Source organism: Mesorhizobium sp. P160219 (assembly GCF_057786095.1).
Genome location: NZ_JBYNWG010000001.1, coordinates 4,633,584 through 4,656,301, shown reverse-complemented (window position 1 = coordinate 4,656,301; position 22,718 = coordinate 4,633,584). Strand labels below are relative to the sequence as shown.

Here is a 22,718-nt window from a genome sequence, read left to right as displayed (position 1 = left end):
GAGAATGCATGAGCCGGATGGACGATTTCGAGGCTTTCATCGCGATCGTCGAGCATGGAAGTCTGACGACTGCCGCACATCGGCTGAACCGCTCGCTGCAGTCGGTCAGCCGGTCCCTGGCGGCACTGGAGCAATCAGTCGGCGTCGAGCTGATCCACAGGACAACGCGTCGCTCGACACCAAGTGAAGTCGGAGCAGCCTTTTTCAACCGGATCAAACCCGCGGTCGACGAAATAAACGACGCAAGACTTCAGGCGATCAATCAACGATCGGAGCCGGCAGGCGTCCTGCGCATCGGGGCGCCGGTTCTGTTTGGCCCGAACGTCCTGATGCCTGTCATCGCGGAATACATGCGGACATTTCCCCGGGTCGAGGTCGATCTTCAACTTTCCGATGGATTTGCCGATCTTGGCGCCGAAGGTCTCGACCTGGCAATACGCATCGGCGATTTGCCGGATTCCAACTTGAAAGCCAAACGCCTGGGAGCGTTGCGGCGCGTTGTGTTCGGCGCGCCTTCCTATTTCGCGCGGTGCGACCGGCCGGCCCATCCCTTCCAGCTGAGTGAGCACAGTTGCATCATCAGAACCGCTAACGAGCGTCCAGGTGAATGGACGTTTCAGATCGACGGGAAACCCCGGACCGTGAAGGTCGCAGGCGCTTTTCGCTCCAATCTGATGACCTCGGTCTATGCCGCCGCAATCCACGGACTGGGTTTGGGCTTCTCGCCTCTGTGGCAGATAAGACATTTGGTCGACGACGGTCTCGTCGAACTGGTTTTGACGGAATTCGAGCCGGCACCGGTGCCGATCCATGCCTTGTGGCAGGAAGGCCGGTCATCTTCGGCCAAGGTTCGGGCATTTCTGGATTTATTGGCATCCCGCCTGGAACTCAAAAGCCTGTAGCATCGACGGGTATTTGAAGCGCTCCAGGCCGGAAGAGATCGGGCAGATCGAGCCTGTCTTGCGATTACCGCGCATGGCGCTGATTGATCCTGAGCGGGCTCCAGATCTCGCATCCCAATCGCGTCCAGGAAAGCCGCGCGTCCTCGGGACGCCGCGGCTCATGGAATCAGACCTTGGCGACGATCTTCATGAAGGCCGGCATGTCGTCGCCGAAGCCGACGGTGCCGTCATTGTCTTCACCGCGGTTGTTGCCGCGGGCAGGGCGGCTGTTGCTGGCGCGCTGCGGCCTTGTGTCGCCGCGTTCCGGGGCGCGGTTCTCGTTGTTGCGATCGGAGACCTTGCGGTCGCTGTTTTCGGAGCGGATCGCTTCCTTGCGCTGATGCCGTTCGCCGATGTCGGCGACCGCGGCCTCGGCTACCACCGGCTGTTCCTCGCGCGCGGCATCTGCCGCTGGCGCGTCGTCGCTGCGCTTGGCATGGCGTTCGCGCGGCTTGCGCTCGCCACTCTCCTTGCGATCATGGGCCTTGCGGTCCTCGTCCTTGCGGCCGGCGCGGCGCGGAGCGCCACGGCCACGGCGGGGCGCTTCGTCCTCGCCGCCTTCGCTGGCGACCACGGTCGACAGGTCGCCGTCATGCCACTCGATCTTGTTGCCGATCAGCCGCTCGATGGCGTCGATGTATTTGGTGTCGGACTTGGTGGCGATGGTGAAGGATTTGCCCGAGCGTCCGGCGCGGCCGGTGCGGCCGATGCGGTGGACATAGTCTTCGGCGTGGATCGGCACGTCGTAGTTGAAGACGTGGCTGACGTCGGGAATGTCGAGGCCGCGCGCGGCGACGTCGGACGCCACGAGATAGCGCAATTTGCCATCGCGGAAATTGGCCAGCATCTGCATGCGGGCGCGCTGGTCCATGTCGCCATGCAGGGCGCCAGCGTCGAAGTCATACTTCAACAGCGAGCGGAACAGCTCCGCTACCTCGACCTTGCGGTTGCAGAAAATGATAGCGTTCTTCAGCTCGGCGTCTTCGGCCTTTATCAGATTGCGTAGCGTCTCGCGCTTGTCCCACGGCTTGGAGCCGGACTTGACCAGGCGCTGGATGATGTTGGTGGCAGCGGATGCCGCCTTGGACACCTCGACGCGCACCGGCGCATGCAGGAATTTCTCGGTGAGCTTGGTGATCTCCGGCGGCATGGTCGCTGAGAAGAACAGCGTCTGCCTGGTGAACGGGATCATCTCGCAGATGCGCTCGATGTCGGGGATGAAGCCCATGTCCAGCATGCGGTCGGCCTCGTCGATGACGAGGATCTCGACGCCGTTGAGCAACAGCTTGCCGCGCTCGCGGTGATCGAGCAGACGGCCGGGCGTGGCGATCAGCACGTCGGCGCCGCGCTCCAGCTTCTTGTCCTGCTCGTCGAAGGAGACGCCGCCGATCAGCAGCGCGATGTTGAGCTTGTGGTTCTTGCCGTATCTGATGAAATTCTCTTCGACCTGCGCGGCGAGCTCGCGCGTCGGCTCGAGGATCAGCGTGCGCGGCATGCGGGCACGGGCCCTGCCTTTTTCGAGGCGGGTCAGCATCGGCAGCACGAAGGAAGCCGTCTTGCCGGTGCCGGTCTGTGCTATGCCCAGAATATCCTTGCCGAGCAAGGCATGCGGGATCGCGCCAGCCTGGATCGGCGTCGGCACGGTGTAGCCCGCATCGGTGACTGCGGAAAGGACCTTGGGCGACAGGCCGAGGTCTGAAAAGGTCAACGCTTCTAGAGCGGTCGTGGTGTCTGAGGACAAGAGTTGCTGTCTTTGGCTGGTTCGGGGAAGCGCAACGGCATCCGTCGCGGCAAGCACAGCGTGCCTGCAAGATTGGTATTGCGATTAGGCGCAAGCCCGCGATTTGTCAACAGAAACGGGCGGGATTGGCACGATTGTGAAAAGGTAAGCTTAATCGCGATGCTTAATTAGGTAGTCACTCTTTGCGCCGGCTCAATAGCGAAACTGCTCGGCGAGAATGCGTTCGTTCCACGAATGGTTGGGATCAAACAGCAGCGTTGCCGTCGCAGTCGGCGATTCGCGGACCGTTACGGAAGCCACCGCCTTGACCTCGGTGTGATCGGCGGCGGTGTTCACCGGGCGCTTTTCCGACTCCAGAATATCGAAGCGTACGGTCGCCTTGTTTGACAACAAGGCACCCCGCCAACGGCGCGGCCGGAACGGGCTGACCGGGGTCAGCGCGAGCAACGGCGCATCCAGCGGCAGGATCGGCCCGTGCGCCGAAAGATTGTACGCGGTGGAGCCGGCCGGCGTCGCGATCATCACGCCGTCGCAGTTCAGTTCCTCGATGCGGACCTGGTCGTCGACGGTGATGCGGATCTTTGCCGTCTGGTAGGACTGACGCCACAGCGCCACCTCGTTGATGGCGAGTGCCGAAACCGTCTCGCCCTCATGCGTCAACGCCAGCATTTCCAGCGGGCGGATCGTTTCGGCGACGGCGGCCGCGATGCGCTCGGTGAGGCCCCCGACGCGGTACTCGTTCATCAGGAAGCCGATGGTGCCACGGTTCATGCCGTAGACCTTCTTTCCCGTGCTCATCGTGTCGCGCAAGGTCTGCAGCAGGAAGCCGTCGCCACCCAGCGCCACCACCACCTGGGCGTCGTCGAAGGATGCCTGGCCATAGCGGGCCGACAGGCTCTCCATCGCCGCCTTGGCATCGGCAGTGTCGGAGGAGACGAAGGCGAGATTGGCTTTGCTCATGACATTCCGATGGCGGTCGGCCGATGGCGGTCGGCGGCGGTTGCGTGGGGTAGCATGGGCAAGCGCATCTGCAAAGGGAGGCATCGTCCGGCGCAGTTGCGGCCGCGGCGAAACGAAATCGGCGGCTCGCGCTTCATGTCGCCGGAACGGCGAATGTGATGGTTAAGAGCGAGCTTAAACACTCGTAAAGCCTGATCGATCATGTTAGCCGACAGAGGATGGGTGGCTGGGGGGCTAGCCAGTCGAGACCTGTCTATTGCCGGTGACACGCCTGATTATCGTCTTCCTGATGCTGGGAAGTTTCGCCCTTCTCTTTGCTGAGCTTGTTCGGCAGTCCGAAGACATGAGCTCCAGGCCGATGGCCTCACGCTGCGGCGGCGCCGGCGTGCCATGCCCGCAAAACGCGTTGTAGGCTGAAGCCAATCCACCAACGACGATCCATCGCTCACTGCGCGACAATCCGCAGATTGGCGTTGCCGTAGAATGTGTAGGCGAGATAGGTCGGATCGCCGGTCTGGTAGAATTCTCTGCGCACATCCTGCAGGATCTCGGCCAGATAGACCGGCCCGTCCTTGATCCGCGTGCTGATGCCGCCATAGAAACCGGTCGAGAAGGCCGCTGCCGCGCGGTCGGTCAGTGGCCACATGCCGCCGATGAAGCCGGAAGCGCCGCCCGCCAGCACTGCCGGACCCCAGCCCTGCACGAAGCCGCCGAGCATCTGCGAACGGCCGGTGTCGCAGGCGTTGAAAAAGTAGAACGGATTGCCCTTGCCATGCGCGGCCGCGACCAGCGCGGCCCATGTATCGGGGTCGAGCGACTGGTCGACGAGATCGATGGCAAAGACCGGCCGGCCACTGCTCAGCTGGTTGACCTCGCCATGACCGGAGAAATGAATGAAACCGGTCGAGACTTCACCGACCAGTTTCTCGAAAGAGGTGAAATCGCCATCGAAGCGGCGGTAGCCGTAAAGCTTGCTCAGCGCCGCGATCTCGTCCTGCTGAAAGCGCAGCGAGCGCTTGTCGAGATAGGAGGGCGCGACGGCCGCGACGCCGGTGAAGGTCATGCGGTCGAGCGGGTTGTCGACCTGTGAGGCACTGCTGCGCGGAGCCCAGCGCGCCAGCCGGTAGCCCATGCCGAGAAAACCGTCGGCGACGGCGCCGTCGGCGCTGCGCGGGCGGATCAATTCCCAGGGCAGCGTCGGGCTGTTCGAGGTGATCTGGATCGAATGGAGTTCGCCTTTGCCGCGCAGCGACCAGAACACGTCCTTGAACGGTTTCGGCACATAGTCGCGGTAGAGCGCATCGCCAAAACCTTCGGCGGCGAGCGTGACAAAGCGCTTTTGCGCCCCCGTATCGCTGCTTGCGGCAGGCTGCTGCAGCGAAACGGCGCCGCGCAGGCTCAATCCGAGCTGCAGCAGGCGGCGGTATTCGGAGTCCAGCCATGCCGTCATCTCAGGTGGCGTCGAGAACGTATCGGTCACCGGACCGGCCAGATGCGGCGAATGGATGATGATCTGCCCCGAACCCAGCCCGCTCGGATCGTCATAGAGGATGGTCACGTCGAGATCGGGGACGTCATCGCCGGCTGCGCCGCCGAGCGTCACATTGCCAGTTACCGCCGGCTGCGGCGCCGCTGCGGCCAGCATCAGCATGGCAGGTGCTGCGGAGCGTTCGGCTGTGGCGCTCAGAGCGGCTGCCTCGACAGGCGCGGTGCGGCGAATGATAACCGACCGCGATGCCGATCCCAGGAACCTCCCGGCGCTGTAGATGCGCGCGATGAACTGGGCCGGCTTGCTGTCCTTGGCGATCGGCCGCGCCTTGACGTCGAAGCGGACGAAGTCGCTGTCGCCCTGGCGGTAGAGCGTCGTCCGTCGGCTCCATTTGCCGCCGTCAGCGAGATCGAAGCCGGAGGCGAACAGATCGATATCGATCGGCCATTGCTCGGTTCCCGCCGGCATCGCCATGGCCAGGGCGCCATCTTCCGTCACCGACGAGCCCGGCGCTGCCTTCACCTTCACTTCGGGCGTGAATTGCTCTTCGGTAAGGGCGATCGAAACGGTCACCGTCTCGCCGGCGACAATCTCATCCGGCGCATCGATGGTTGGATGGCGCACCACCTCGACAGCGCCCGTCTCGGGTTGTGGAAGGGCGCCGCCGGAAGGAGGGCTTTGCGCCTGGTCGATGGGCGGCGGCGCTGGTTTCGGTGGCGCCTGCGCCTCCGGCGGACTTTCGGCGCCGGTCGCGGGTGGCGGGGCCGATGTCATGCCGTCCTCAGGGGGGATCCCTGCCTTATCGGGGGGCGGTTCGGCGCCGGTGGCTCCGCCATCCTGCGGATAGGTCCCGCCGAGATTGTTCTGGGCAGCGGCCACAGCTGCGTCTTCAAGACGTTGCTTTTCCTCTTCGTATCGTTGCCGAGCCTGCTCTTCCTGCAATTGGCGCTGCTGTTCCTGGCGTTTGTATTCCTCGTAGAGCGCCGCCTCCTTGGCGCTGTCGCCCATCGCGGCATCGGGACTGCCGGAGCCCGGTGCAACGTCCATGGGGTAGGGCTCCTGACCGCTGCCATCGGCGTAGTCGCTGCCATCAGGCTCCCAACCGCCACTCCCGGAGATGTAGCCGCCGCTCGCCATCGCCGGCGGTGCCGGTTCCGGCACAAGCGGCAGCGCCGGTGCCGCGCCGGCCACCTGGTCCGGCGTCAGCACAAAGGCAGCGTCTGCCGAGCGGCCATATGCCATCCATGGCCACTGGGCGCCTGACGTTTTGTCGATAGTGGTTTGCCTGACCGAGGCGAGGATGATGGCTATGTCCGCGCCGCGCTTGACCAGCGCAGCGGTGAGCGCATCGGCAAATACGGTGACGGGGCGGGCTTCGTCCAGTGCAACGGTTCCGGGTTTGGCCGACAGAGCGACGATGGCGTGGGTGAGGGGATCGACCGCCGCCAGACCCTGCATCACGCCGGAAGTAGGGTTGTGGCCATCGCCGGGATTGTCGAGCAGAACCACCTTCAATGTCGGGGTTGCCTCGAGCGCCTGCATGAACAGATCGAGGGGCAATGCCGTCTGGTCGACCGTTTCCTTTGAATCGATCCGGGTGCCGCGCGTCAGTAAATAGTTCCTGCCGTTGGCCTGCGCGGTGTGGCCGACATAGTAGAAGATGCCGACGGAGTCCGGTTTGGCCAGGGATTGGGCGAAATCATGCATGGCGCGCGCGACATCGGCGCGGTCGCCATCCGACACCTGCCGGACGGTGAAGCCAAGCGATCGTAGTGTCGCTGCAACGAGTTCGGCACTGAGGTCGGCGTTGGCGATTGCCGGTGAGCCCTCAGAGGTCGGATTGGCGACAACCAGCGCTATCCGCTCTTCGCCGCGCGCAGCGGAGAAGAGCGCCATGGTCATCAGCAGCACGACCGCCAGAAAAAGGCGCATGACCGTGATCCAAGCCCTGCAGGCTGCGGCGCTCACGCCACGGCTTGCCCCAATTCATCAATGGCCCAACCTTGACCATATCATGTCGGCTTCGCCGGCGCACTGCCGGTGCCGATGATGCAGTTGTGTCGCTAAAAGATATTGACTGTATGTTTAGTAATTAATACCGTTGCCCGAGATACCGAGTTGGTCAGCCGGCATTCGCCGGTGAATGATCACCAGGACGAAGGGAACTTAGGGACTCGAGGCGCAATCCCGCCGGTCCCAACAATGGGAGACACAAGCATGCAGTTGAAATCGACCGCCACGGCGCTCGGCCTGTCGCTGCTGGCGATGACCGGCATTGCCCGCGCCGAGGGCGAACTCCAAATCTACAATTGGGGCAACTACACCAGCCCGGACCTGATCAAGAAGTTCGAGGAAACCTACAAGGTCAAGGTTACCGTCACCGACTACGACTTCAACGATACGGCTCTGGCCAAGGTCCGCCAGGGCGCTTCCGGCTATGACATCGTCGTTCCATCGGCCAGCGTGATGCCGATCTGGATCAGCGAAGGCCTGCTCTTGGAAACCGATCCCAACACGATGGAGAACTTTAGAAACGTCGATCCGAGATGGGTCGACGTGCCGTTCGACCCCGGCCGCAAATATTCGGTGCCGTGGCAATGGGGCACGACCGGCATCTCGGTCAACAAATCGGTCTATGCGGGCGATCCGAACACCTCGGCGATTTTCCTCGATCCGCCGCCGGAACTCGTGGGCAAGATCAATGTCGTGCCCGAAATGGGAGACATCATGTTCCTCGCCATTGCCTATGAGGGCGGTAAGTACTGCACCGACGACAAGGTGCTTTTGAAAAAGGTGCATGACAAGCTCATCGAGGCGAAAGCGAAATGGCTGTCGCTCGACTATGCGGCCGTCGACGGTCTCGGCAGGGGCGACATTGCCGCCGGCGTCAACTGGAACGGCATATCGCTGCGCGAGCGGCTGGAGAACGACAAGATCGTCTACGGCTATCCCAAGGAGGGCTTTCCAATCTGGATGGACAATGTCGCGGTGCTCAAGGATGCCAAGAACGTCGAGAACGCCAAGCTCTTCCAGAATTTCATCATGGACCCCAGGAATGCAGCGATGATCTCGGCCTTCGCGCACTACGCCAATGGCATCAAGGGCTCCGAGCCCTTCCTGCCGGCCGATATGAAGGGCGCGCCCGAAGTGGATGTTCCGGCCGAATTTGCCGACAAGGGCCAATTCATGTCGGCCTGTCCCGCCGACGTCCAGGCGCTCTACACCAGGATCTGGACCGATCTGCAGAAATAGCAGCGCCGCCGGCCGAAGCTGACCAACATCGGGCCGCGCATCGCGGCTCGGCCATCCCCAATGCCAGATGCCGTAAAGCCGCCGCGGGAGATTTTTTATGTCCGATCTCGACCTTTGCTACATGCCGGCCAGCGAGGCGTTGCGGCTGTTCAAGGCGAAGAAACTGTCGCCTCTGGAACTGATGCAGGCCACCATCCGCCGCGCCGAGGCAACCAAGGCGACGATCAACTGCCTCACCTTCACGCATTTCGACGAGGCGATGGATCTCGCCAGAAAAGCCGAGGCGAAATACGCCAGAGGCGCCAGGACCGGCGCGCTCGAGGGCCTGCCGATCGGCATCAAGGATGAGAGCTACATCAAGGGCAAGCCGACCTCGCATGGCTCGCTGCTGTCCGGGGACGCCATTGGCGGCCATACCTCGACCATGAACGAGCGTGTCATGAAGGCCGGCGGCATCGTCCACGCCCGCACCGCGACGCCCGAATTCAGCTGCGCCGGTTATACCTGGTCGAAGCGCTGGGGCGTCACGCGCAACCCCTGGAACCCGGATTTCACGCCGGGCGGTTCGTCGGGCGGTTCGGCGGCAACGCTGGCCTCCGGCACGTCGTCGATCGCAACCGGCTCGGACATAGCGGGCTCAATCCGCATCCCTGCCTCGGCCTGCGGCCTGGTCGGCTTCAAGCCGCCTTACGGCCGCAATCCCGATGAGCCGCCGTTCAATCTCGATTTTTTCTGCCACACCGGGCCCTTGGCCCGAAACGTCGGGGATGCGATCCTGCTGCAGAACGTCATGGCCGGGCCGAGCCCGCTCGACATCGCCACGCTGCGCCCGAAACTGCGCCTGCCGCTCGACTACAAGCCGATCAAGGGTTGGAAGATCGCATTCTCCATGGATCTCGGGTCCTTCGAGGTGGATGCGGACGTGCGCAAGAACACGCTCGCTGCCTGCGATGTGTTCCGCTCGCTCGGCGCCACCGTCGAGGAGGTGGACCTCGGCTGGGGCGACGAGGTGCTCAAGGCCGGCATGGCCTATCTCGAACATCTCTTCGGCGCCTCGCTGTCGCCGCTGCTCGCCAAGAACGGCAAGGACATGACCAGCTATGCCAGGCAGTTCGCGCAGGACGGGCAGAAGTCGAAGGCGACGGATTTTGTCGCGACGCTCGATGTGGCGGCCAGGATGTACCTGACGCTGGGGCCTTTGCTGGAAAAATACGACGTGCTGATCTGCCCGACCAATGCGCTTCCCGCAGTGCCGGCGGAATTCGATCAGACCAAAGGCAAGGTCGAGATCAATGGACGAGAGGTGAACCCGTCGCTGGGCTGGGTGATGACGACGCCGTTCAACATGCTGAGCCGCTGCCCGGTTCTGTCGATCCCGTCGGGCCGCGCCGCCAACGGCGTGCCGACAGGCATCCAGATTGTCGGCCGCACCTATAGCGACGCTGACGTGTTCCGGGCGGGTATGGCCTATGAGACGGCTCGTGGTCAGTGGTACACGAATGCCGGGACACGCCCGGCGCTGTGAGTCCGCAGGGCGCCGGCATGCCAAGGCAGCGGCGGGATGTTTCGGCCGCCGGGGAAAGGCCTGACGACAATGGCGCAACGCATAGCCACTCCGGATGCGGGAAAAAGCAAGGCGGCCAAGGGTGCGGCGAACGACGCCGCGCCCAAGGACCGCCGGCGCGAGCGCGGCGAAGCGAGCGTCCAGCGCATCATCGACGCCACCATCGAGCTCATCGCGGAGGAGGGGCTGGCCAGCGTCACCATGCAGCGCATTGCCGAGCATGTCGGCTCGTCCAACGCACTGGTGGTCTTTCATTTTCGCAGCAAGGAGAACCTGTTCCGGGCCGTCCTGCAATATCTCAGCGACCAATATGACGCGCTGTGGCTGACGCTGGTGCGGGCGCCCGGCCTGTCGCCGGTCGAGCGGGTGTTGGGCGCGGTCGATTGCGCGCAGCGCTTTGCCCGGCAGCATCCGAAATGGGTCTCGGTCTTCGTCGTGTTTTCCAGCGACCGCAAGAGCATGCAGATCTACAATGAAATCGGCCTACCGAGCGATCTCGCCTACACGGCCGAAGCGCGCGAGCTGCTGATCGAGATTTCACGCAGCGGCGGTTACACCGGCGTCGACATAGACACGCTGTCGGAGAGCCTGAACTATCTGGTGCATGGCGCCTGGTATTGGGACCATCTCAACCCGTCCAGCCGCGACACCGACGTGCTGCGCAAGACCATGCTGCTCCTGCTGCACCAGGCCTTTCCGCGGCATTTTGACTTGGGGTGAGATGCGGCCATTGCGAGCGACGAAAGCGTCCTCTGCAAACCTAAACCCGAAAATCTCTACGATGCCTTGATCTCTGTAAAAACGCTTGCACAATCCAGAGGTGCGAGCTAAACAACCCAGGGATGTATTCGAGGGTGGGTAAATGTGGCATTGGGCGATACTTCTGTTGCTGATTGGCGTGCCGGTTTTCTTCGCCGTCTGGTCGTCGCGCAAATCGTCACAGAGCCCAGATGACCTCGTGGGGTTCGGCGGCTGGCTGATCCTGCTGGCGATCAGCCTGTCCCTTTCGCCGTTGCGCACACTTGTCGATATGGCCAGTCTGGTCAAAACCTACCAACAGCTTGTTACAGTGCCCAACGGGGCCTTGGCCATCTATGGCGAGGCAGCCCTCAATCTGGCATTTCTGGTGCTTCAGCTGGTCGTGCTTGTTTCGATGCTGCGGCGAAGCCACCGCTTTCCGCAGCTGTTCATATGTCTGTGGTTCGCGATCCCTCTCTTATTCGTACTGGACACAGTTTGGATATCGACTGTTCTGGGTGTCCCGGTAAACCGTTTGCTTGCCGGAGGAGCTCTGGTTACACCTTTGGCATCCTTCATAGTCACAGGGATCTGGGCCGCCTACGTCTACACGTCGGTTAGGGTGAGGAACACGTTCGGCGATACGGCAGCCATACAGGCTGCCACATTTTCCTAGAAGGTCCGACGGCTGCGAGTTGGCCTGATGTCGTGCTGCCAGCTCCGCCGAATAGAACCGTCGGCAGTCCTCCTTCGACTAACGAGCTTCGAGTGGCCTGCCACCCGAAGCTCGAAGAGTGAAGGGTGGTGCCCCCGGACGGAATCGAACCGCCGACCTTCGGTTTACAAAACCGCTGCTCTACCAGCTGAGCTACAAGGGCACGGCGCTCCGGTTAGCATATTTCGTGCGCCAGTAAAGACAAAACTCCGTTTTCGATCGCTAATGGACCCCGCCGAGGTGGGCGGGCCGCCATGCTGAAAACCGCCAATGCGATCCCTACATATCTCTCAGGTGCAAACGCATCGAACGGGGTGTCGCATGATCAGACTTGTCATCATCCTGCCGCTTGTCGTCATCGCCTGGTTTCTCGTGGTGAAGCTCATCAAGGATGTGAAGAGCGCCAAGATCGACTGGACCGGCGTCGCCACCATCATCGGCTTCATCGTGCTGGCCTTCTGGCTGCGGCACGTTACGGGCATGGGGTGACGGGAGCGAATAGCGAATAGGGAGTAGCGAATAGGGAAGTCTTAACTCCCGAAAGCCATTTCGCTACTCGCTACTCGCTACTCGCTACTCGCTGAAACCTTCGAACCTTTCGCCGCACCGCGACGACTGATCTCCAGAGGCGAATGGTCGCCTCGACCAGGGAGATCATCATGTTGAAGCGCACTCTTACGTCAGGCCTCGTCGCCATTCTCGTCGCCACCGGCGCGCTCGCCGGCACCGTGCAGTCGTCCTCCGCTCACAGCCACCACCATCATCACAAGCACCACGACAAGCCTTGGTGGTGGTGGAACCACCACCACAAGCACCACCACCACGAAAAGCCTTGGTGGTGGTGGAACCACCACCACAAGCACCACCACCACAAGCATCATCATGGCAAGGTGATCATCTTCCTTTGAGCGAGACGACCGCCTCGCGGAAAGGGCGGCTTCGGCCGCCCTTTTTTGCTTGGCCTCGATAGCGATGAAACCGGCACGCAGCAGATTTTTGCCGGACCCGAGAAGAAATCTCAAAAACCTTCGAACCTTTTTTCTCGTCGCGACGACCCATCATCAAGAGGCGGATGGATCGCCTCTCGCAACGAAACAAGGAGATCGTCATGTTCACGCGCAAAATCGCTTCCGCTCTTATCGCCAGCACTGTCGCCGCCACCTCGCTGGTCGGCACCGTCCAGCCGTCGGCCGCCCACAGCCATCACCACAACCGCGAAATCGGCATCGGCATCGCCGCCGGCGTCGGCGGGTTCGTGCTCGGCAGCCTGCTCAACCAGCAGCCCCGCACCGTCTATGTCGACGACGAGGGTGGCTCCTGGCACGTCCGCCGCTGCGCCAACCGCTACGCCAGTTACGATCCGTACTCCGACACCTATGTCGGCTATGACGGCTACCGCCACTATTGCCGCCTTTAGGAGGAGGCACCCCCACACGGAAAGGAGGGGCTGTACGCAGCCCCTCCTTCCTGATTTGAGCGCGCCGCGGTGCGGGCTACGGTTCGGAGATCGGCAATCCCGCTGCACGGCAGATGCGGGCAACACTCGCATTCTGCGATTGATCGCCCATGGCGATGAGTTCGAAGCTGCTTCCTTCATCCGGATAGATCTTGGCGGCGAACGGTTGGTCTGTTGTATGACCACCGGACGACGTCTTTGCAGCGACATGGCCGCAGACCAGGATTTCGCGGCGGCCGTCGAGCGTTCGCTCGCCGGCACGCATCGTCCCGAATTTGGCGGATACAGGATCCTGCAAATGCTGGCGAATGCCGATCGTGATTGTCTCCTCCAAAGCGAGCGAGATCGGAATCTCGCTGACTTGCTGGGAGACAGGGGCGGGTTCGGGCGCCGTCGCCACGCATCCGCACAGTGAAGCGGCGAGCAAAAGCTGAAGCGTTCTCCGCATTATAATCGGAACCCGCCGATCATCCTCGTCACCTCAGCGGCGGCGTCGCGCACCAGCGGCCCGATCTCCTCCAGCCGCTCCATCGTCACCCGCACCGTCGGTCCGGAGACCGAGACACCGCCGATCGGCTCGCCGAACTCGTTGAAAATGGCGGCGGCCACGCAGCGCATGCCGGGATGCCGCTCCTCGTCGTCGACCGACCAGCCGCGGTGCTTGATGACAGCCAGGTCATGGGCCAGCGCCGAAATGTCGGACAGCGTCTTGTCGGTGAAGCGCTGCAGGCCCGACTTGCGCAGGATGGCGGCGACGCGTTCCGGCTCGAGCTGCGCCAGCACCGCCTTGCCGATGCCCGAGGCATGGAAGGAGCTGCGCGTGCCCGGGCGGAAGAAGGCGCGGATCGCCTGATGGGTCTCGACCTGGCTGACGAAAACGACGCAATCGTCCTCGGCGACGCCGAGATTGGCGGTTTCACCGGTCTTCTCCATCAATTCCTGCATGACCACGCGGGCCCGGTCGACAAGCTTGCGGCGGCGCAGGAAGGCGGCACCCATGCGGTAGGTCTCGACGCCGATCGACCACAGCTGGTCCGATGTATCGAATTCGACCATGCCGTGGTTCTGCAGCGTCGTCAGCATGCGATAGGCGGTGGACGCCGCAAGCTCGCTGCGCGCCGAAATCTCGCTCAGCGACAGGCCGCTGCCTTCGGCGACGATGGCCAGGATGCGCAAGGCCCGGTCGAGCGACTGTACAGAACCGGCCTCGGACGGACCGTTGAAAGCGCGCGGCCGGCCGCGCTGGCGTTTTTCGCTGGTTTCCATGGCGGCATTGTCGCCGGTTTCGCCGAAATCGCAATGAAAAACTTTTTCATCGATTTTGATGGCCGGATTTATGGAAAACGAAAAAGCCAGGGGAATCAGTGTATAGAAGCGGTTTTCTCGAAATGAAAAATTATTCTGAAAAAATTGAAAAATGAAAACGACACTGGCATTGTCAACCAACCAACAATCTTGAGGAGGCTGGACATGGCCAGGATGCGCGCTGTCGATGCAGCGGTTCTCGTTCTCGAAAAGGAAGGCGTTTCCTGCGGCTTCGGCGTGCCGGGCGCGGCGATCAATCCGTTCTATTCGGCGCTGAAGGCGAGGGGCTCGATCCGCCACATCCTGGCGCGCCATGTCGAGGCGGCCTCGCATATGGCCGAAGGCTACACGAGAGCCAAATCCGGCAATATCGGGCTGTGCATCGGCACCTCGGGCCCGGCCGGCACCGATATGATCACCGGGCTTTATTCGGCGGCGGCGGACTCCATCCCGATCCTGTGCATCACTGGTCAGGCGCCGCGGGCACGGCTCAACAAGGAGGATTTCCAGGCGGTCGATATCGCCGCCATAGCCGCACCCGTCGCCAAATGGGCGGTCACGGTCATGGAGCCCTATCTCGTGCCGATGGCGCTGCAGAAGGCATTTCACCTGATGCGCTCGTCGCGACCGGGCCCGGTGCTCATCGACCTGCCGGTCGACGTGCAATTGGCCGAGATCGAATTCGATATCGATGCCTATGAACCGCTGGTCCCGTTCAAGCCGGCAATGTCGCGCGCCCAGGCCGAAAAGGCCTTGGCGATGCTCAATGCCGCGGAAAAGCCGCTGATCGTCGCCGGCGGCGGCATCATCAACGCCGATGCGTCGGATCTGTTGATCGAATTCGCCGAGATAACGGGCGTGCCGGTCATCCCGACGCTAATGGGCTGGGGCGCGATCCCCGACGACCACCGGCTGATGGCCGGCATGTGCGGGCTTCAGACCTCGCATCGCTACGGCAATGCGACGATGTTGGAAGCCGATTTCGTCTTTGGCATCGGCAATCGCTGGGCCAACCGCCACACCGGTTCGGTCGATGTCTACACCAAGGGCAAGAAATTCATCCATGTCGACATCGAACCGACCCAGATCGGCCGGGTGTTCGCGCCGGATCTCGGCGTCGTCTCGGACGCCGGTGCGGCACTGAAGATGCTGCTCGACGTCGCCACCGAATGGAAGACGGCAGGAAAGCTGCGCGACTGGTCGGGCTGGGCGAAGGAATGCCAGACCCGCAAGAAGACGATGAAGCGCAAGACGCATTTCGAGCAGGTGCCGCTGAAGCCGCAGCGCGTCTATGAGGAGATGAACAAGGCGTTCGGCCGTGACACCACCTACGTCACCACGATCGGCCTCTCGCAGATCGCCGGGGCGCAGTTCCTGCATGTCTACAAGCCGCGCAACTGGATCAATTGCGGCCAGGCCGGCCCGCTCGGCTGGACGCTGCCGGCAGCGCTTGGCGTGCGCGCCGCCGATCCGGATCGCACCATCGTGGCGCTGTCGGGCGACTACGACTTCCAGTTCATGATCGAGGAACTGGCGGCCGGCGCACAGCACAAACTGCCGTATATCCATGTCGTCGTGAACAATGCCTATCTCGGCCTGATCCGCCAGGCGCAGCGCGGTTTTGCGATGGATTTCGAGGTGAGCCTGGCCTTCGAGAACGTCAACCGCGCCAACGATCCGGAGGCCGGCTACGGCGTCGACCATGTCGCGGTCGCAGAAGCGATGGGCTGCAAGGCGGTCCGGGTGCGCAAACCGGAAGAGTTCGCCGGCGCGTTCAAGGAAGCGCAGCGGCTGATGAAGGAATACCAGGTGCCGGTGGTGCTCGAATTCATCCTCGAGCGCGTCACCAACATTTCCATGGGCACGGAAATCGACAAGATCACCGAATTCGAGGACCTTGCCGAAAGCCATGAGGATGCGCCAACGGCGATTGTGTTGCTCGATTAGGCGCGCCGATATTCAGGTGAGACAGGCCTGCAAACGGCGCCTTCCTGCGCTTCCGGTGCTCACGTACAGAAAGTACGTTCCGCTCCGGTTTTCGAAAGTCACCGTTTTCGACTCTGCCCGACCTGAATCTCAACACGCATAGGGCCAAGCAGAAGAAGGAGAAAAAGAATGCCGCGTTTTTCAGCCAATCTGTCGATGCTCTTTGGCGAGCATGAGTTCCTCGATCGCTTCGATGCCGCAGCCCGCGCCGGCTTCAAGGGCGTCGAATATATCGGCCCCTATGATCATACGCCTGACGTGGTCGCGGCCCGGCTGAAGAAGAACGGCCTGACACAGGTGCTGTTCAACCTCCCGGCCGGCGACTGGGGCAACGGCGAGCGCGGCATCGCGGTTTTGCCCGACCGCGCGCCGGAATTCCGGCAAGGCATCGCCAAGGCGATCAGCTATGCCCATGCGCTCGGCTGCGAGCAGGTCAATTGCCTCGCCGGCATCGCGCCGCAGGGCGTGGATCGTTCGGTGCTGGAAAATACTTTAGCCGAGAACCTCGCGTTTGCAGCCGAGAAACTGGAGCAGGCCGGCATCCGGCTTTTGATCGAGCCGATCAACACGCGCGACATACCGGGTTTTTTCCTGAACTATTCGGAGCAGGCGCTGGCGCTGATCGAGCGCGTCGGTTCGAAGAACCTGTTCCTGCAATACGACATCTATCACATGCAGATCATGGAGGGGGATCTCGCCCGTACCATCGAGGCCAACCTCGGCCGCATCGCGCATATCCAGCTTGCGGACAATCCCGGCCGTCACGAGCCGGGGACGGGCGAGATCAATTATCCCTTCCTCTACGAGCATATCGACAGGATCGGCTATTCCGGCTGGGTCGGAGCGGAATACAAACCGAAGGCGGGGACGGAGGCTGGGCTGGGGTGGTTTCGGGAGCTTAACGGGCAGGGGAGTGCCGCGGCTTAGCTGTTACGATTGAAGTCGCGTTCCTTCGCGCCCCCCTCTGGCCTGCCGGCCATCTCCCCCACAGGTGGGGAGATCGGACGTCATCCCGGCTTTCGCTCCCCAACATTGCAGGGTGAGCGAGGCGCCGAAACTGCCAATCTCCCCACAAGTGGGGGAGATGGCCGGCAGGCCAGAGGGGGCGCGAAGGAACTCAGCCTCAACAAAGGAGAAAACAATGGAAACCATCGGCTTCATCGGCCTTGGCATCATGGGCGCGCCGATGGCGGGGCATCTCCTGGATGCCGGCTACGCCGTCATTGCCAGCGACCACCGCTCGAAGCCGCCGGCCGATCTCGTCGCCAAGGGCTTGAGAAGCATCACCGGCCACGCGGCAGTGGCGAAGGCCGCGGATATCATCATCACCATGGTTCCCGACACCCCGCAGGTAGCCGAGGTGCTGTTCGGCGAGAACGGTGTCGCTTCCGGCCTGAGCAAGGGCAAGCTGGTCATCGACATGAGCTCGATCTCGCCGATCGAGACCAAGGTTTTCGCCAAGAAAATCAACGATCTCGGCTGCGACTATCTTGACGCGCCGGTGTCGGGCGGCGAGGTCGGCGCAAAGGCGGCGTCCCTGACCATCATGGTTGGCGGCGAGGACAAGGCGTTCGAGCGAGCCAAGCCCGTGTTCGAAAAGATGGGCAAGAACATCACGCTTGTCGGCCCGAACGGCGTCGGCCAGACCACCAAGGTTGCCAACCAGATCGTCGTGGCCCTGACCATCGAGGCGGTCGCCGAGGCGCTGGTCTTTGCCTCAAAAGCCGGCGCCGACCCCGCCAAGGTCCGGCAGGCGCTGATGGGCGGGCTGGCGGCATCGCGCATCCTCGAGGTGCATGGCGAGCGCATGATAAAGCGCACCTTCGCGCCGGGCTTCCGCATCGAACTGCACCAGAAGGATCTCAACCTGGCGCTGGAAGGCGCCAAGGCACTCGGTGTCTCGCTGCCCAATACGTCGACCACGCAGCAGCTGTTCAATTCCTGCGCCGCCAATGGCGGGGCGAAGGAGGATCATTCGGCGCTGGTTCGCGCGCTGGAGCGGATGGCGGGGCATGAAGTGGGTGAATAGTGAATGGTGAATAGTGAATGGTGAATGGTGACGGTAAGAACGCTTTCCCATTCACTATTTCACCATTCACCCTCCAAGGAATTTCCGTGCCGCATAAAGGCTCACCGCCGCCGCATTCGACACGTTGAGCGAGCGGATGGCGCCGGGCATGTCAAGGCGGGCGAGCGTGGTCACCGTCTCGCGCGTCTTCTGGCGCAGGCCCTTGCCTTCGGCGCCAAGCACCAGCGCGATCTTCTCGCCTGAAAAACCCGTTTCGAGTTCGGCCGGCCCGTCCGAATCGAGGCCGATGGTCTGGAAGCCGGCTTCGTGCAGCTGTTCCAGCGCGTCGGCGAGGTTCTTCACCTCGACCTGGTCGATATGTTCCAGCGCGCCGGAGGCGGATTTGGCCAGCACGCCGGATTCCTGCGGGCTGTGGCGGGCCGTGGTGATCAGCGCACCGGCGCCGAAGGCGACCGCCGAGCGCAGGATGGCGCCGACATTGTGCGGGTCGGTGACCTGGTCGAGCACCAGCACCAGTTTGGTATCGCCGAGCGCGTCAAGGCGCTTGGGCTTCAGCGGCTCGGCCTCGATCAGCACGCCCTGGTGGACGGCGTCCGAACCGGTGATCTTGTCGATGTCCTTCGGCTCGACCAGTTCGGCCTTGAACGGCAAAGCGGCGAGGTCGGCGATCGCCAGCCGCTCGGCGGCATTGCGCGTCACCAACATCTTTCTGATCCGCCGGCGCGGATTGTCGAGCGCGGCGCGCACCGTGTGCAGGCCATAAAGCCGCACCAGCCCGTCGGCGGCGTTCTCGCCCGGCGGCACCGGCTGGCGCGGCCGGAAGGCAGGCGCGCCGCCGGCCTTCTCGTCGCGATGAGCGCGACGCAGCTTAGCGTAGTGGGTGTCTTTGGCGGTCTTGGACGTGTTGTCATTGCTCATGGCCGGCTTCTATAGCCGCGTCGCCGGGCCATGGATACAGGCAGAAAGCCGGCTTGCCGGGTGAGCTGTCAAAATCAGCGCATTTTGCCTTGGGGTGCGGTTGACACCCACTGGCCTTGCCGCCATAAGGCGCTTCGCTGATTTCGGACAAAACCCTGGTTTCGACCTGATCGGCGAGAATGCCTCGTTGCAAGGCTTCGACGGCAGGCTGGAGAGGTGCCCGAGTGGTTAAAGGGGACGGACTGTAAATCCGTTAGCTTAGCTTACGTTGGTTCGAATCCAACCCTCTCCACCACTGCCAGCCCGCGAACCTTGAGGACGATGCGGGTATAGCTCAGTGGTAGAGCAGCAGCCTTCCAAGCTGAATATGCGGGTTCGATTCCCGCTACCCGCTCCAAACTCCCCACTCCGCATCAGATCTCAGCGAATATCTCGACAACGTTGCCGTCCGGATCGCGGAAGAACACTGTCCTGTGGCCTCATTCCTGGTCGGTGAGCGGCAGGACCGGCTGCACGCCCTTGGCCTGAAGCGCCTCGGCGCAAGCAGCGACCATCTCCGGCGCCACCCGGAATGCCAGCTGAAGCGACAGCGCATCCCGCTGCTGCGGCGTGTCGTTGAACATCATGCCGAGGCTGGTCAAGGCCAGCGTGTTCGGGCCGCCCCGATATTCGATCCACCTGTCGCCGAGTTCGCGCTGCAGATCAAATTCCATCACATCCCCGTAGAAGTGCCGCATGGCGGCCATGTCGCGGGCGAAGATGACGGTGTAGTCGATCTGACGGATTTCATTGAGCGCATTCATTGTCGAAGTCCCGTGGGCAGATGTTCGATCGCCCGCAACCTAGCTTTCCTTTAAAGTAGTACAAGACTATAGCTTATACTGGTATCGGAGGTGACTGCATGCCATACGACGGCCCACGGCACGATGAGCTTGCCCGCTTCCTGCGCGAGCGGCGGGACCGCTTGCCGCGGATCGATGGCGCCAATGGCCGCCGCCGGGCGCCGGGCCTCAGGCGCGAAGAGGTCGCCGCCCAGGCGGGGATCAGCACCACCTGGTACACCTGGCTCGAGCAGGGACGGGAGGTGAACGCGTCGCCGCAGGTGCTTCGCTCGCTGGCGCGGGTGCTGAGACTGAGCCGGTCGGAGCAGGCCTATCTCTTCCAATTGGCGCGGCCCGATCTCGATTGGCGAAACCGGCTCGGCGCGCAAGGCCTGCCCAGCGCGCCGTTGCTCAGCCTGCTCGACGGGCTGGCGCCGCACCCGGCATATGTCGTCAATCGCTACTGGCAGGTCGTCGCCTGTAACCATCCGGCGGCGGTGCTGCTTGGGGATTTCGAGACGGATGATGAGTGGTCCGGCAGCCTGCTCGCCCGGCTGTTTCTCGACCTGGAATGGCGGCAGCGCTTTGTCGACTGGCCGGAGGTTTTGCGCTCGGCGGCGGCGCAGTTCCGGCTTGCCACTGTCGCCATGACTCGCGATCCGGTGCTGGCTGCGCTGGTTTCGTCACTGGAAGCGGCAAGCGAAGCGTTCGCCACGTGCTGGAACAGCCGCGACATCGCCGAGCCACCGATCTGGCGGAAATCCATCCGGCACCCTGTCGCCGGCGCGATGTCGTTCGATTTCGCCACGTGCAGCCGGGCGGCCGCGACAGTGATTTCTCGGTTTCCGTCTACACGCCGGTCGATGCGTCGACTGCCAGGCGGTTCGCGGCGCTGGTCGCAGCAACGCCCGACAGCCGCAAGGCGGTGCCGGGCGTGTTTGCGCGTGATGCAGGCGCAGAAGTCTAGCTGTTGAAGGCGGACGCGACCTGGTGTTGCTGCGGCACCTGTCCGTTCGGCGTCAGTCTGTCGACAATGCCGGGCAGGGCTGTGGACAATTGCTTGAGCAACTCCTGCTCGTCCAGTCCGGTCCTTTGCGCGATCTCTCGAATGACCTGCGGGCCGATCGCCTTGCCGAGATCATTGGCGTTGATCGGCTGGTTCTGTCCGGTGCCGACCCAGGAGTCAGCGACATTGCCTTGGCCGGCAGTCTTGAGCTTGTCGAGCAGTCCGCCCAGTCCGCCAAGCAGGCCGCCATCCCCTGAGGCCGTGGTTCCGGTGGGGGCTGGCGTTTGAGGCTGGGCGGGCTCGCCCGTCTCTTCGGCACTCGTCTGTTCGGCGCTTCTGCCGCTCAGCATCTTTCCCACCAGCAGCGCGCCGAGCGCGATCATCAGCGGTTTGGTGATGTTGCCGCCAGGTACGGCGTTGTCAAAAAGTCCCATAGGTCAATCCTCCATAACGACCAAGCCCGTCCCGCCGGCTACAATGGAGCATGCGGGCGGAAATTCAAGTTGGCTTGAGCTTTTGACAATCATGTGACCATGATCGGCCGGCGGGGGAATGGAGAGGAAAAATGGGCATTATCAGTTGGATCATCCTCGGCGTCATCGCCGGCTTTATCGGCAGCAAGATCGTCAACAAGACCGGCCAGGGCCTGATCATGGATATCGTGCTCGGCATTGTCGGCGCCATCGTCGGCGGGCTGATCTTCAGCGCCTTTGGCGCCACGGGCGTGACCGGCCTCAACATCTGGAGCCTGATCGTCGCCGTCATCGGCGCGGTGGTCGTGCTGTGGGCCTATCACCAGTTCTCCGGCAAGCGAACGCTTTAGGCACCAGTCTGCCGACTGGCTGACCGCAGGACGGCCAAACCTGCTTCGACGCGTTGACTTGAAGGTCAGGCGACGACGGTCAGCCTGCGTTTGCGTTCATCAAGCGAGACGATGGTCAGCCCGCTCGCGACCACCAGCAGGATGCCGCAGACCGCCAGGGCATTCGGGAACTGCCCGAATACCAGCACGCCTGAGATGACCGCCCAGACGGTAAAGCAGTAGTAGAACGGCGCCACCACGCCGGTCGGACCGACGCGATAGGCCATGAAGATGAAGAAATGGCCGAAGATCAGGAAGAATCCGGCGCCGGCCATGAGCAGCAGGTGCCGGGCTTCCGGCATCACCCAGCGCTCGGAAACGAGATGCGCGGCGCCCGCGCCGATCAGCACCACCACGACGGCGGAAATGGCGACGATCATGCCCGGCACTTCGGCCGCGACCCGCCTGCCGGCAAGATCGCGCGCCGCCGCCAATGCCGCGTTGCCGAGCGCCAGCAACGCATAGACCGAGATGCCCTGCATGGTCGGCTGGGCCACCATAAGCGCACCGATGAAGCCGAGCCCGATCAGCGCCATGCGCACGCCGCCGATCCGTTCGCCGAACAGGATGGAGGAGCCGACCAGCATCAAAAGCGGGGTGATCTGCCCGAGCGCGGTCGAATCGGCGATCTGCATGTTGGCCAGCGCCACGACGTAGCAAAGGATGGCCGCCAGCTCGAGCAGGTTGCGGCGCAGCACGCGTTTGTCGAAGATCAAAGGGATCTGCCTGCCATAGCCCAGCAGGAACAGCAGCGGCATGCCCCATAGCGTGGCCGCGACCCCGCGCAGGAACAGCACTTCATAGGACGGCAATCCCGCTGTGGCGAGCTTCATCATCGTGTCGTTGACGAGGTACGACCCCGTCGAAACGATCATGAACAGCGGGCCGCGTATGGAGGTCGGTATGAATTGCATGGGGCAACCAAATCAGACCGC

General features: G+C 62.8%; 22 protein-coding genes and 3 tRNA genes. 15 read left to right on the top strand and 10 right to left on the bottom strand.

What is annotated here, in order from left to right:
* Window positions 1-8: 8 nt before the first annotated feature.
* On the top strand, window positions 9-902 hold the full coding sequence (locus AC3EMP_RS22645) for a LysR family transcriptional regulator (protein WP_023691233.1): 894 nt from the start codon (window positions 9-11) through the stop codon (window positions 900-902).
* 166 nt (window positions 903-1,068) lie between these two features.
* Here AC3EMP_RS22645 and AC3EMP_RS22640 read toward each other — a convergent pair whose 3' ends face one another.
* The 3 genes from AC3EMP_RS22640 to AC3EMP_RS22630 all read right to left on the bottom strand — a co-directional run bounded on the left by AC3EMP_RS22640 (window position 1,069) and on the right by AC3EMP_RS22630 (window position 7,063).
* Entirely contained in the window at window positions 1,069-2,682 is a 1,614-nt protein-coding gene (locus AC3EMP_RS22640) for a DEAD/DEAH box helicase (protein ID WP_352535559.1), read from the bottom strand.
* Between the two features lie 192 nt (window positions 2,683-2,874).
* A complete protein-coding gene (locus tag AC3EMP_RS22635) occupies window positions 2,875-3,642 on the bottom strand; it encodes an NAD kinase (protein ID WP_023729798.1) in 768 nt (255 codons plus the stop codon).
* 445 nt (window positions 3,643-4,087) lie between these two features.
* Window positions 4,088-7,063: a caspase family protein gene (locus AC3EMP_RS22630; protein WP_352711388.1), complete on the bottom strand. Its 2,976-nt coding sequence runs from the start codon at window positions 7,061-7,063 to the stop codon at window positions 4,088-4,090.
* A gap of 285 nt (window positions 7,064-7,348) precedes the next feature.
* On the opposite strand from AC3EMP_RS22630, the gene AC3EMP_RS22625 reads away from it, so the two are divergent.
* From AC3EMP_RS22625 to AC3EMP_RS22610, 4 genes are all read left to right on the top strand, one after another.
* Window positions 7,349-8,383: an extracellular solute-binding protein gene (locus AC3EMP_RS22625; RefSeq protein WP_488494677.1), complete on the top strand. Its 1,035-nt coding sequence runs from the start codon at window positions 7,349-7,351 to the stop codon at window positions 8,381-8,383.
* A gap of 97 nt (window positions 8,384-8,480) precedes the next feature.
* The gene (locus AC3EMP_RS22620) at window positions 8,481-9,908 is read left to right on the top strand and encodes an amidase (protein WP_023688399.1); all 1,428 of its coding nucleotides are present in this window, start codon (window positions 8,481-8,483) and stop codon (window positions 9,906-9,908) included.
* A gap of 69 nt (window positions 9,909-9,977) precedes the next feature.
* Window positions 9,978-10,667, top strand: coding sequence for a TetR/AcrR family transcriptional regulator (locus AC3EMP_RS22615; protein WP_023688400.1), 690 nt, complete (start codon window positions 9,978-9,980; stop codon window positions 10,665-10,667).
* A gap of 166 nt (window positions 10,668-10,833) precedes the next feature.
* Complete coding sequence (locus tag AC3EMP_RS22610; protein ID WP_352711386.1) at window positions 10,834-11,361, top strand: DUF2569 family protein; 528 nt, start codon at window positions 10,834-10,836, stop codon at window positions 11,359-11,361.
* Window positions 11,362-11,487: 126 nt separating this feature from the next.
* Here AC3EMP_RS22610 and AC3EMP_RS22605 read toward each other — a convergent pair.
* Window positions 11,488-11,563, bottom strand: a tRNA-Thr gene (locus tag AC3EMP_RS22605).
* 158 nt (window positions 11,564-11,721) lie between these two features.
* Between AC3EMP_RS22605 and AC3EMP_RS22600 the strand changes: the two genes are divergently transcribed.
* The 3 genes from AC3EMP_RS22600 (at window position 11,722) to AC3EMP_RS22590 (ending at window position 12,817) form a co-directional block, all read left to right on the top strand.
* Window positions 11,722-11,889, top strand: coding sequence for a hypothetical protein (locus AC3EMP_RS22600; RefSeq protein WP_023710564.1), 168 nt, complete (start codon window positions 11,722-11,724; stop codon window positions 11,887-11,889).
* A 170-nt stretch (window positions 11,890-12,059) separates the two neighbouring features.
* Window positions 12,060-12,308: a hypothetical protein gene (locus tag AC3EMP_RS22595; RefSeq protein WP_352711383.1), complete on the top strand. Its 249-nt coding sequence runs from the start codon at window positions 12,060-12,062 to the stop codon at window positions 12,306-12,308.
* A gap of 200 nt (window positions 12,309-12,508) precedes the next feature.
* Window positions 12,509-12,817, top strand: coding sequence for a BA14K family protein (locus tag AC3EMP_RS22590; protein ID WP_023667455.1), 309 nt, complete (start codon window positions 12,509-12,511; stop codon window positions 12,815-12,817).
* A gap of 76 nt (window positions 12,818-12,893) precedes the next feature.
* Here AC3EMP_RS22590 and AC3EMP_RS22585 read toward each other — a convergent pair whose 3' ends face one another.
* The gene (locus AC3EMP_RS22585; RefSeq protein WP_245259986.1) at window positions 12,894-13,256 is read right to left on the bottom strand and encodes a hypothetical protein; all 363 of its coding nucleotides are present in this window, start codon (window positions 13,254-13,256) and stop codon (window positions 12,894-12,896) included.
* A 47-nt stretch (window positions 13,257-13,303) separates the two neighbouring features.
* A complete protein-coding gene (gene bhcR / locus AC3EMP_RS22580; RefSeq protein ID WP_023734387.1) occupies window positions 13,304-14,122 on the bottom strand; it encodes an HTH-type transcriptional regulator BhcR in 819 nt (272 codons plus the stop codon).
* A gap of 204 nt (window positions 14,123-14,326) precedes the next feature.
* Here bhcR and gcl point away from each other — a divergent pair, with 204 nt between their 5' ends.
* The 3 genes from gcl (at window position 14,327) to AC3EMP_RS22565 (ending at window position 18,176) form a co-directional block, all read left to right on the top strand.
* On the top strand, window positions 14,327-16,108 hold the full coding sequence (gcl, locus tag AC3EMP_RS22575) for a glyoxylate carboligase (protein WP_352711381.1): 1,782 nt from the start codon (window positions 14,327-14,329) through the stop codon (window positions 16,106-16,108).
* A gap of 168 nt (window positions 16,109-16,276) precedes the next feature.
* Entirely contained in the window at window positions 16,277-17,074 is a 798-nt protein-coding gene (hyi, locus tag AC3EMP_RS22570) for a hydroxypyruvate isomerase (RefSeq protein ID WP_023715773.1), read from the top strand.
* Window positions 17,075-17,288: 214 nt separating this feature from the next.
* The gene (locus tag AC3EMP_RS22565) at window positions 17,289-18,176 is read left to right on the top strand and encodes a 2-hydroxy-3-oxopropionate reductase (RefSeq protein WP_023753190.1); all 888 of its coding nucleotides are present in this window, start codon (window positions 17,289-17,291) and stop codon (window positions 18,174-18,176) included.
* Window positions 18,177-18,242: 66 nt separating this feature from the next.
* Here AC3EMP_RS22565 and AC3EMP_RS22560 read toward each other — a convergent pair whose 3' ends face one another.
* Complete coding sequence (locus AC3EMP_RS22560; RefSeq protein ID WP_023753189.1) at window positions 18,243-19,094, bottom strand: TrmH family RNA methyltransferase; 852 nt, start codon at window positions 19,092-19,094, stop codon at window positions 18,243-18,245.
* A gap of 210 nt (window positions 19,095-19,304) precedes the next feature.
* On the opposite strand from AC3EMP_RS22560, the gene AC3EMP_RS22555 reads away from it, so the two are divergent.
* Window positions 19,305-19,389 (top strand) — tRNA-Tyr (locus AC3EMP_RS22555).
* 28 nt (window positions 19,390-19,417) lie between these two features.
* Window positions 19,418-19,491: transfer RNA gene (locus tag AC3EMP_RS22550), tRNA-Gly, on the top strand.
* Window positions 19,492-19,573: 82 nt separating this feature from the next.
* Here the strand turns inward: AC3EMP_RS22550 and AC3EMP_RS22545 are convergent.
* The gene (locus AC3EMP_RS22545) at window positions 19,574-19,897 is read right to left on the bottom strand and encodes a VOC family protein (RefSeq protein ID WP_352711378.1); all 324 of its coding nucleotides are present in this window, start codon (window positions 19,895-19,897) and stop codon (window positions 19,574-19,576) included.
* 98 nt (window positions 19,898-19,995) lie between these two features.
* Between AC3EMP_RS22545 and AC3EMP_RS22540 the strand changes: the two genes are divergently transcribed.
* On the top strand, window positions 19,996-20,889 hold the full coding sequence (locus AC3EMP_RS22540; protein ID WP_023681466.1) for a helix-turn-helix transcriptional regulator: 894 nt from the start codon (window positions 19,996-19,998) through the stop codon (window positions 20,887-20,889).
* On the opposite strand, the gene AC3EMP_RS22535 is transcribed toward AC3EMP_RS22540, so the two are convergent.
* Window positions 20,879-21,355: a YidB family protein gene (locus AC3EMP_RS22535; protein ID WP_023681465.1), complete on the bottom strand. Its 477-nt coding sequence runs from the start codon at window positions 21,353-21,355 to the stop codon at window positions 20,879-20,881. The genes AC3EMP_RS22540 and AC3EMP_RS22535 overlap by 11 nt on opposite strands.
* A gap of 131 nt (window positions 21,356-21,486) precedes the next feature.
* On the opposite strand from AC3EMP_RS22535, the gene AC3EMP_RS22530 reads away from it, so the two are divergent.
* The gene (locus tag AC3EMP_RS22530) at window positions 21,487-21,744 is read left to right on the top strand and encodes a GlsB/YeaQ/YmgE family stress response membrane protein (protein WP_023667446.1); all 258 of its coding nucleotides are present in this window, start codon (window positions 21,487-21,489) and stop codon (window positions 21,742-21,744) included.
* Between the two features lie 65 nt (window positions 21,745-21,809).
* On the opposite strand, the gene AC3EMP_RS22525 is transcribed toward AC3EMP_RS22530, so the two are convergent.
* On the bottom strand, window positions 21,810-22,697 hold the full coding sequence (locus AC3EMP_RS22525; protein ID WP_023681464.1) for a DMT family transporter: 888 nt from the start codon (window positions 22,695-22,697) through the stop codon (window positions 21,810-21,812).
* Between the last annotated feature and the right edge of the window lie 21 nt (window positions 22,698-22,718).

Coding starts and splice junctions, on each gene's coding strand:
- AC3EMP_RS22595 (WP_352711383.1), top strand. CDS start 12,060: ATGTTGAAGCGCACTCTTACGTCAGGCCTCGTCGCCATTCTCGTCGCC.
- AC3EMP_RS22615 (WP_023688400.1), top strand. CDS start 9,978: ATGGCGCAACGCATAGCCACTCCGGATGCGGGAAAAAGCAAGGCGGCC.
- AC3EMP_RS22620 (WP_023688399.1), top strand. CDS start 8,481: ATGTCCGATCTCGACCTTTGCTACATGCCGGCCAGCGAGGCGTTGCGG.
- AC3EMP_RS22625 (WP_488494677.1), top strand. CDS start 7,349: ATGCAGTTGAAATCGACCGCCACGGCGCTCGGCCTGTCGCTGCTGGCG.
- bhcR (WP_023734387.1), bottom strand. CDS start 14,122: ATGGAAACCAGCGAAAAACGCCAGCGCGGCCGGCCGCGCGCTTTCAAC.
- AC3EMP_RS22635 (WP_023729798.1), bottom strand. CDS start 3,642: ATGAGCAAAGCCAATCTCGCCTTCGTCTCCTCCGACACTGCCGATGCC.
- AC3EMP_RS22535 (WP_023681465.1), bottom strand. CDS start 21,355: ATGGGACTTTTTGACAACGCCGTACCTGGCGGCAACATCACCAAACCG.
- AC3EMP_RS22545 (WP_352711378.1), bottom strand. CDS start 19,897: ATGAATGCGCTCAATGAAATCCGTCAGATCGACTACACCGTCATCTTC.
- AC3EMP_RS22530 (WP_023667446.1), top strand. CDS start 21,487: ATGGGCATTATCAGTTGGATCATCCTCGGCGTCATCGCCGGCTTTATC.
- AC3EMP_RS22560 (WP_023753189.1), bottom strand. CDS start 19,094: ATGAGCAATGACAACACGTCCAAGACCGCCAAAGACACCCACTACGCT.
- AC3EMP_RS22565 (WP_023753190.1), top strand. CDS start 17,289: ATGGAAACCATCGGCTTCATCGGCCTTGGCATCATGGGCGCGCCGATG.
- AC3EMP_RS22525 (WP_023681464.1), bottom strand. CDS start 22,697: ATGCAATTCATACCGACCTCCATACGCGGCCCGCTGTTCATGATCGTT.
- hyi (WP_023715773.1), top strand. CDS start 16,277: ATGCCGCGTTTTTCAGCCAATCTGTCGATGCTCTTTGGCGAGCATGAG.
- AC3EMP_RS22600 (WP_023710564.1), top strand. CDS start 11,722: ATGATCAGACTTGTCATCATCCTGCCGCTTGTCGTCATCGCCTGGTTT.
- gcl (WP_352711381.1), top strand. CDS start 14,327: ATGGCCAGGATGCGCGCTGTCGATGCAGCGGTTCTCGTTCTCGAAAAG.
- AC3EMP_RS22540 (WP_023681466.1), top strand. CDS start 19,996: ATGCCATACGACGGCCCACGGCACGATGAGCTTGCCCGCTTCCTGCGC.
- AC3EMP_RS22630 (WP_352711388.1), bottom strand. CDS start 7,063: ATGCGCCTTTTTCTGGCGGTCGTGCTGCTGATGACCATGGCGCTCTTC.
- AC3EMP_RS22645 (WP_023691233.1), top strand. CDS start 9: ATGAGCCGGATGGACGATTTCGAGGCTTTCATCGCGATCGTCGAGCAT.
- AC3EMP_RS22590 (WP_023667455.1), top strand. CDS start 12,509: ATGTTCACGCGCAAAATCGCTTCCGCTCTTATCGCCAGCACTGTCGCC.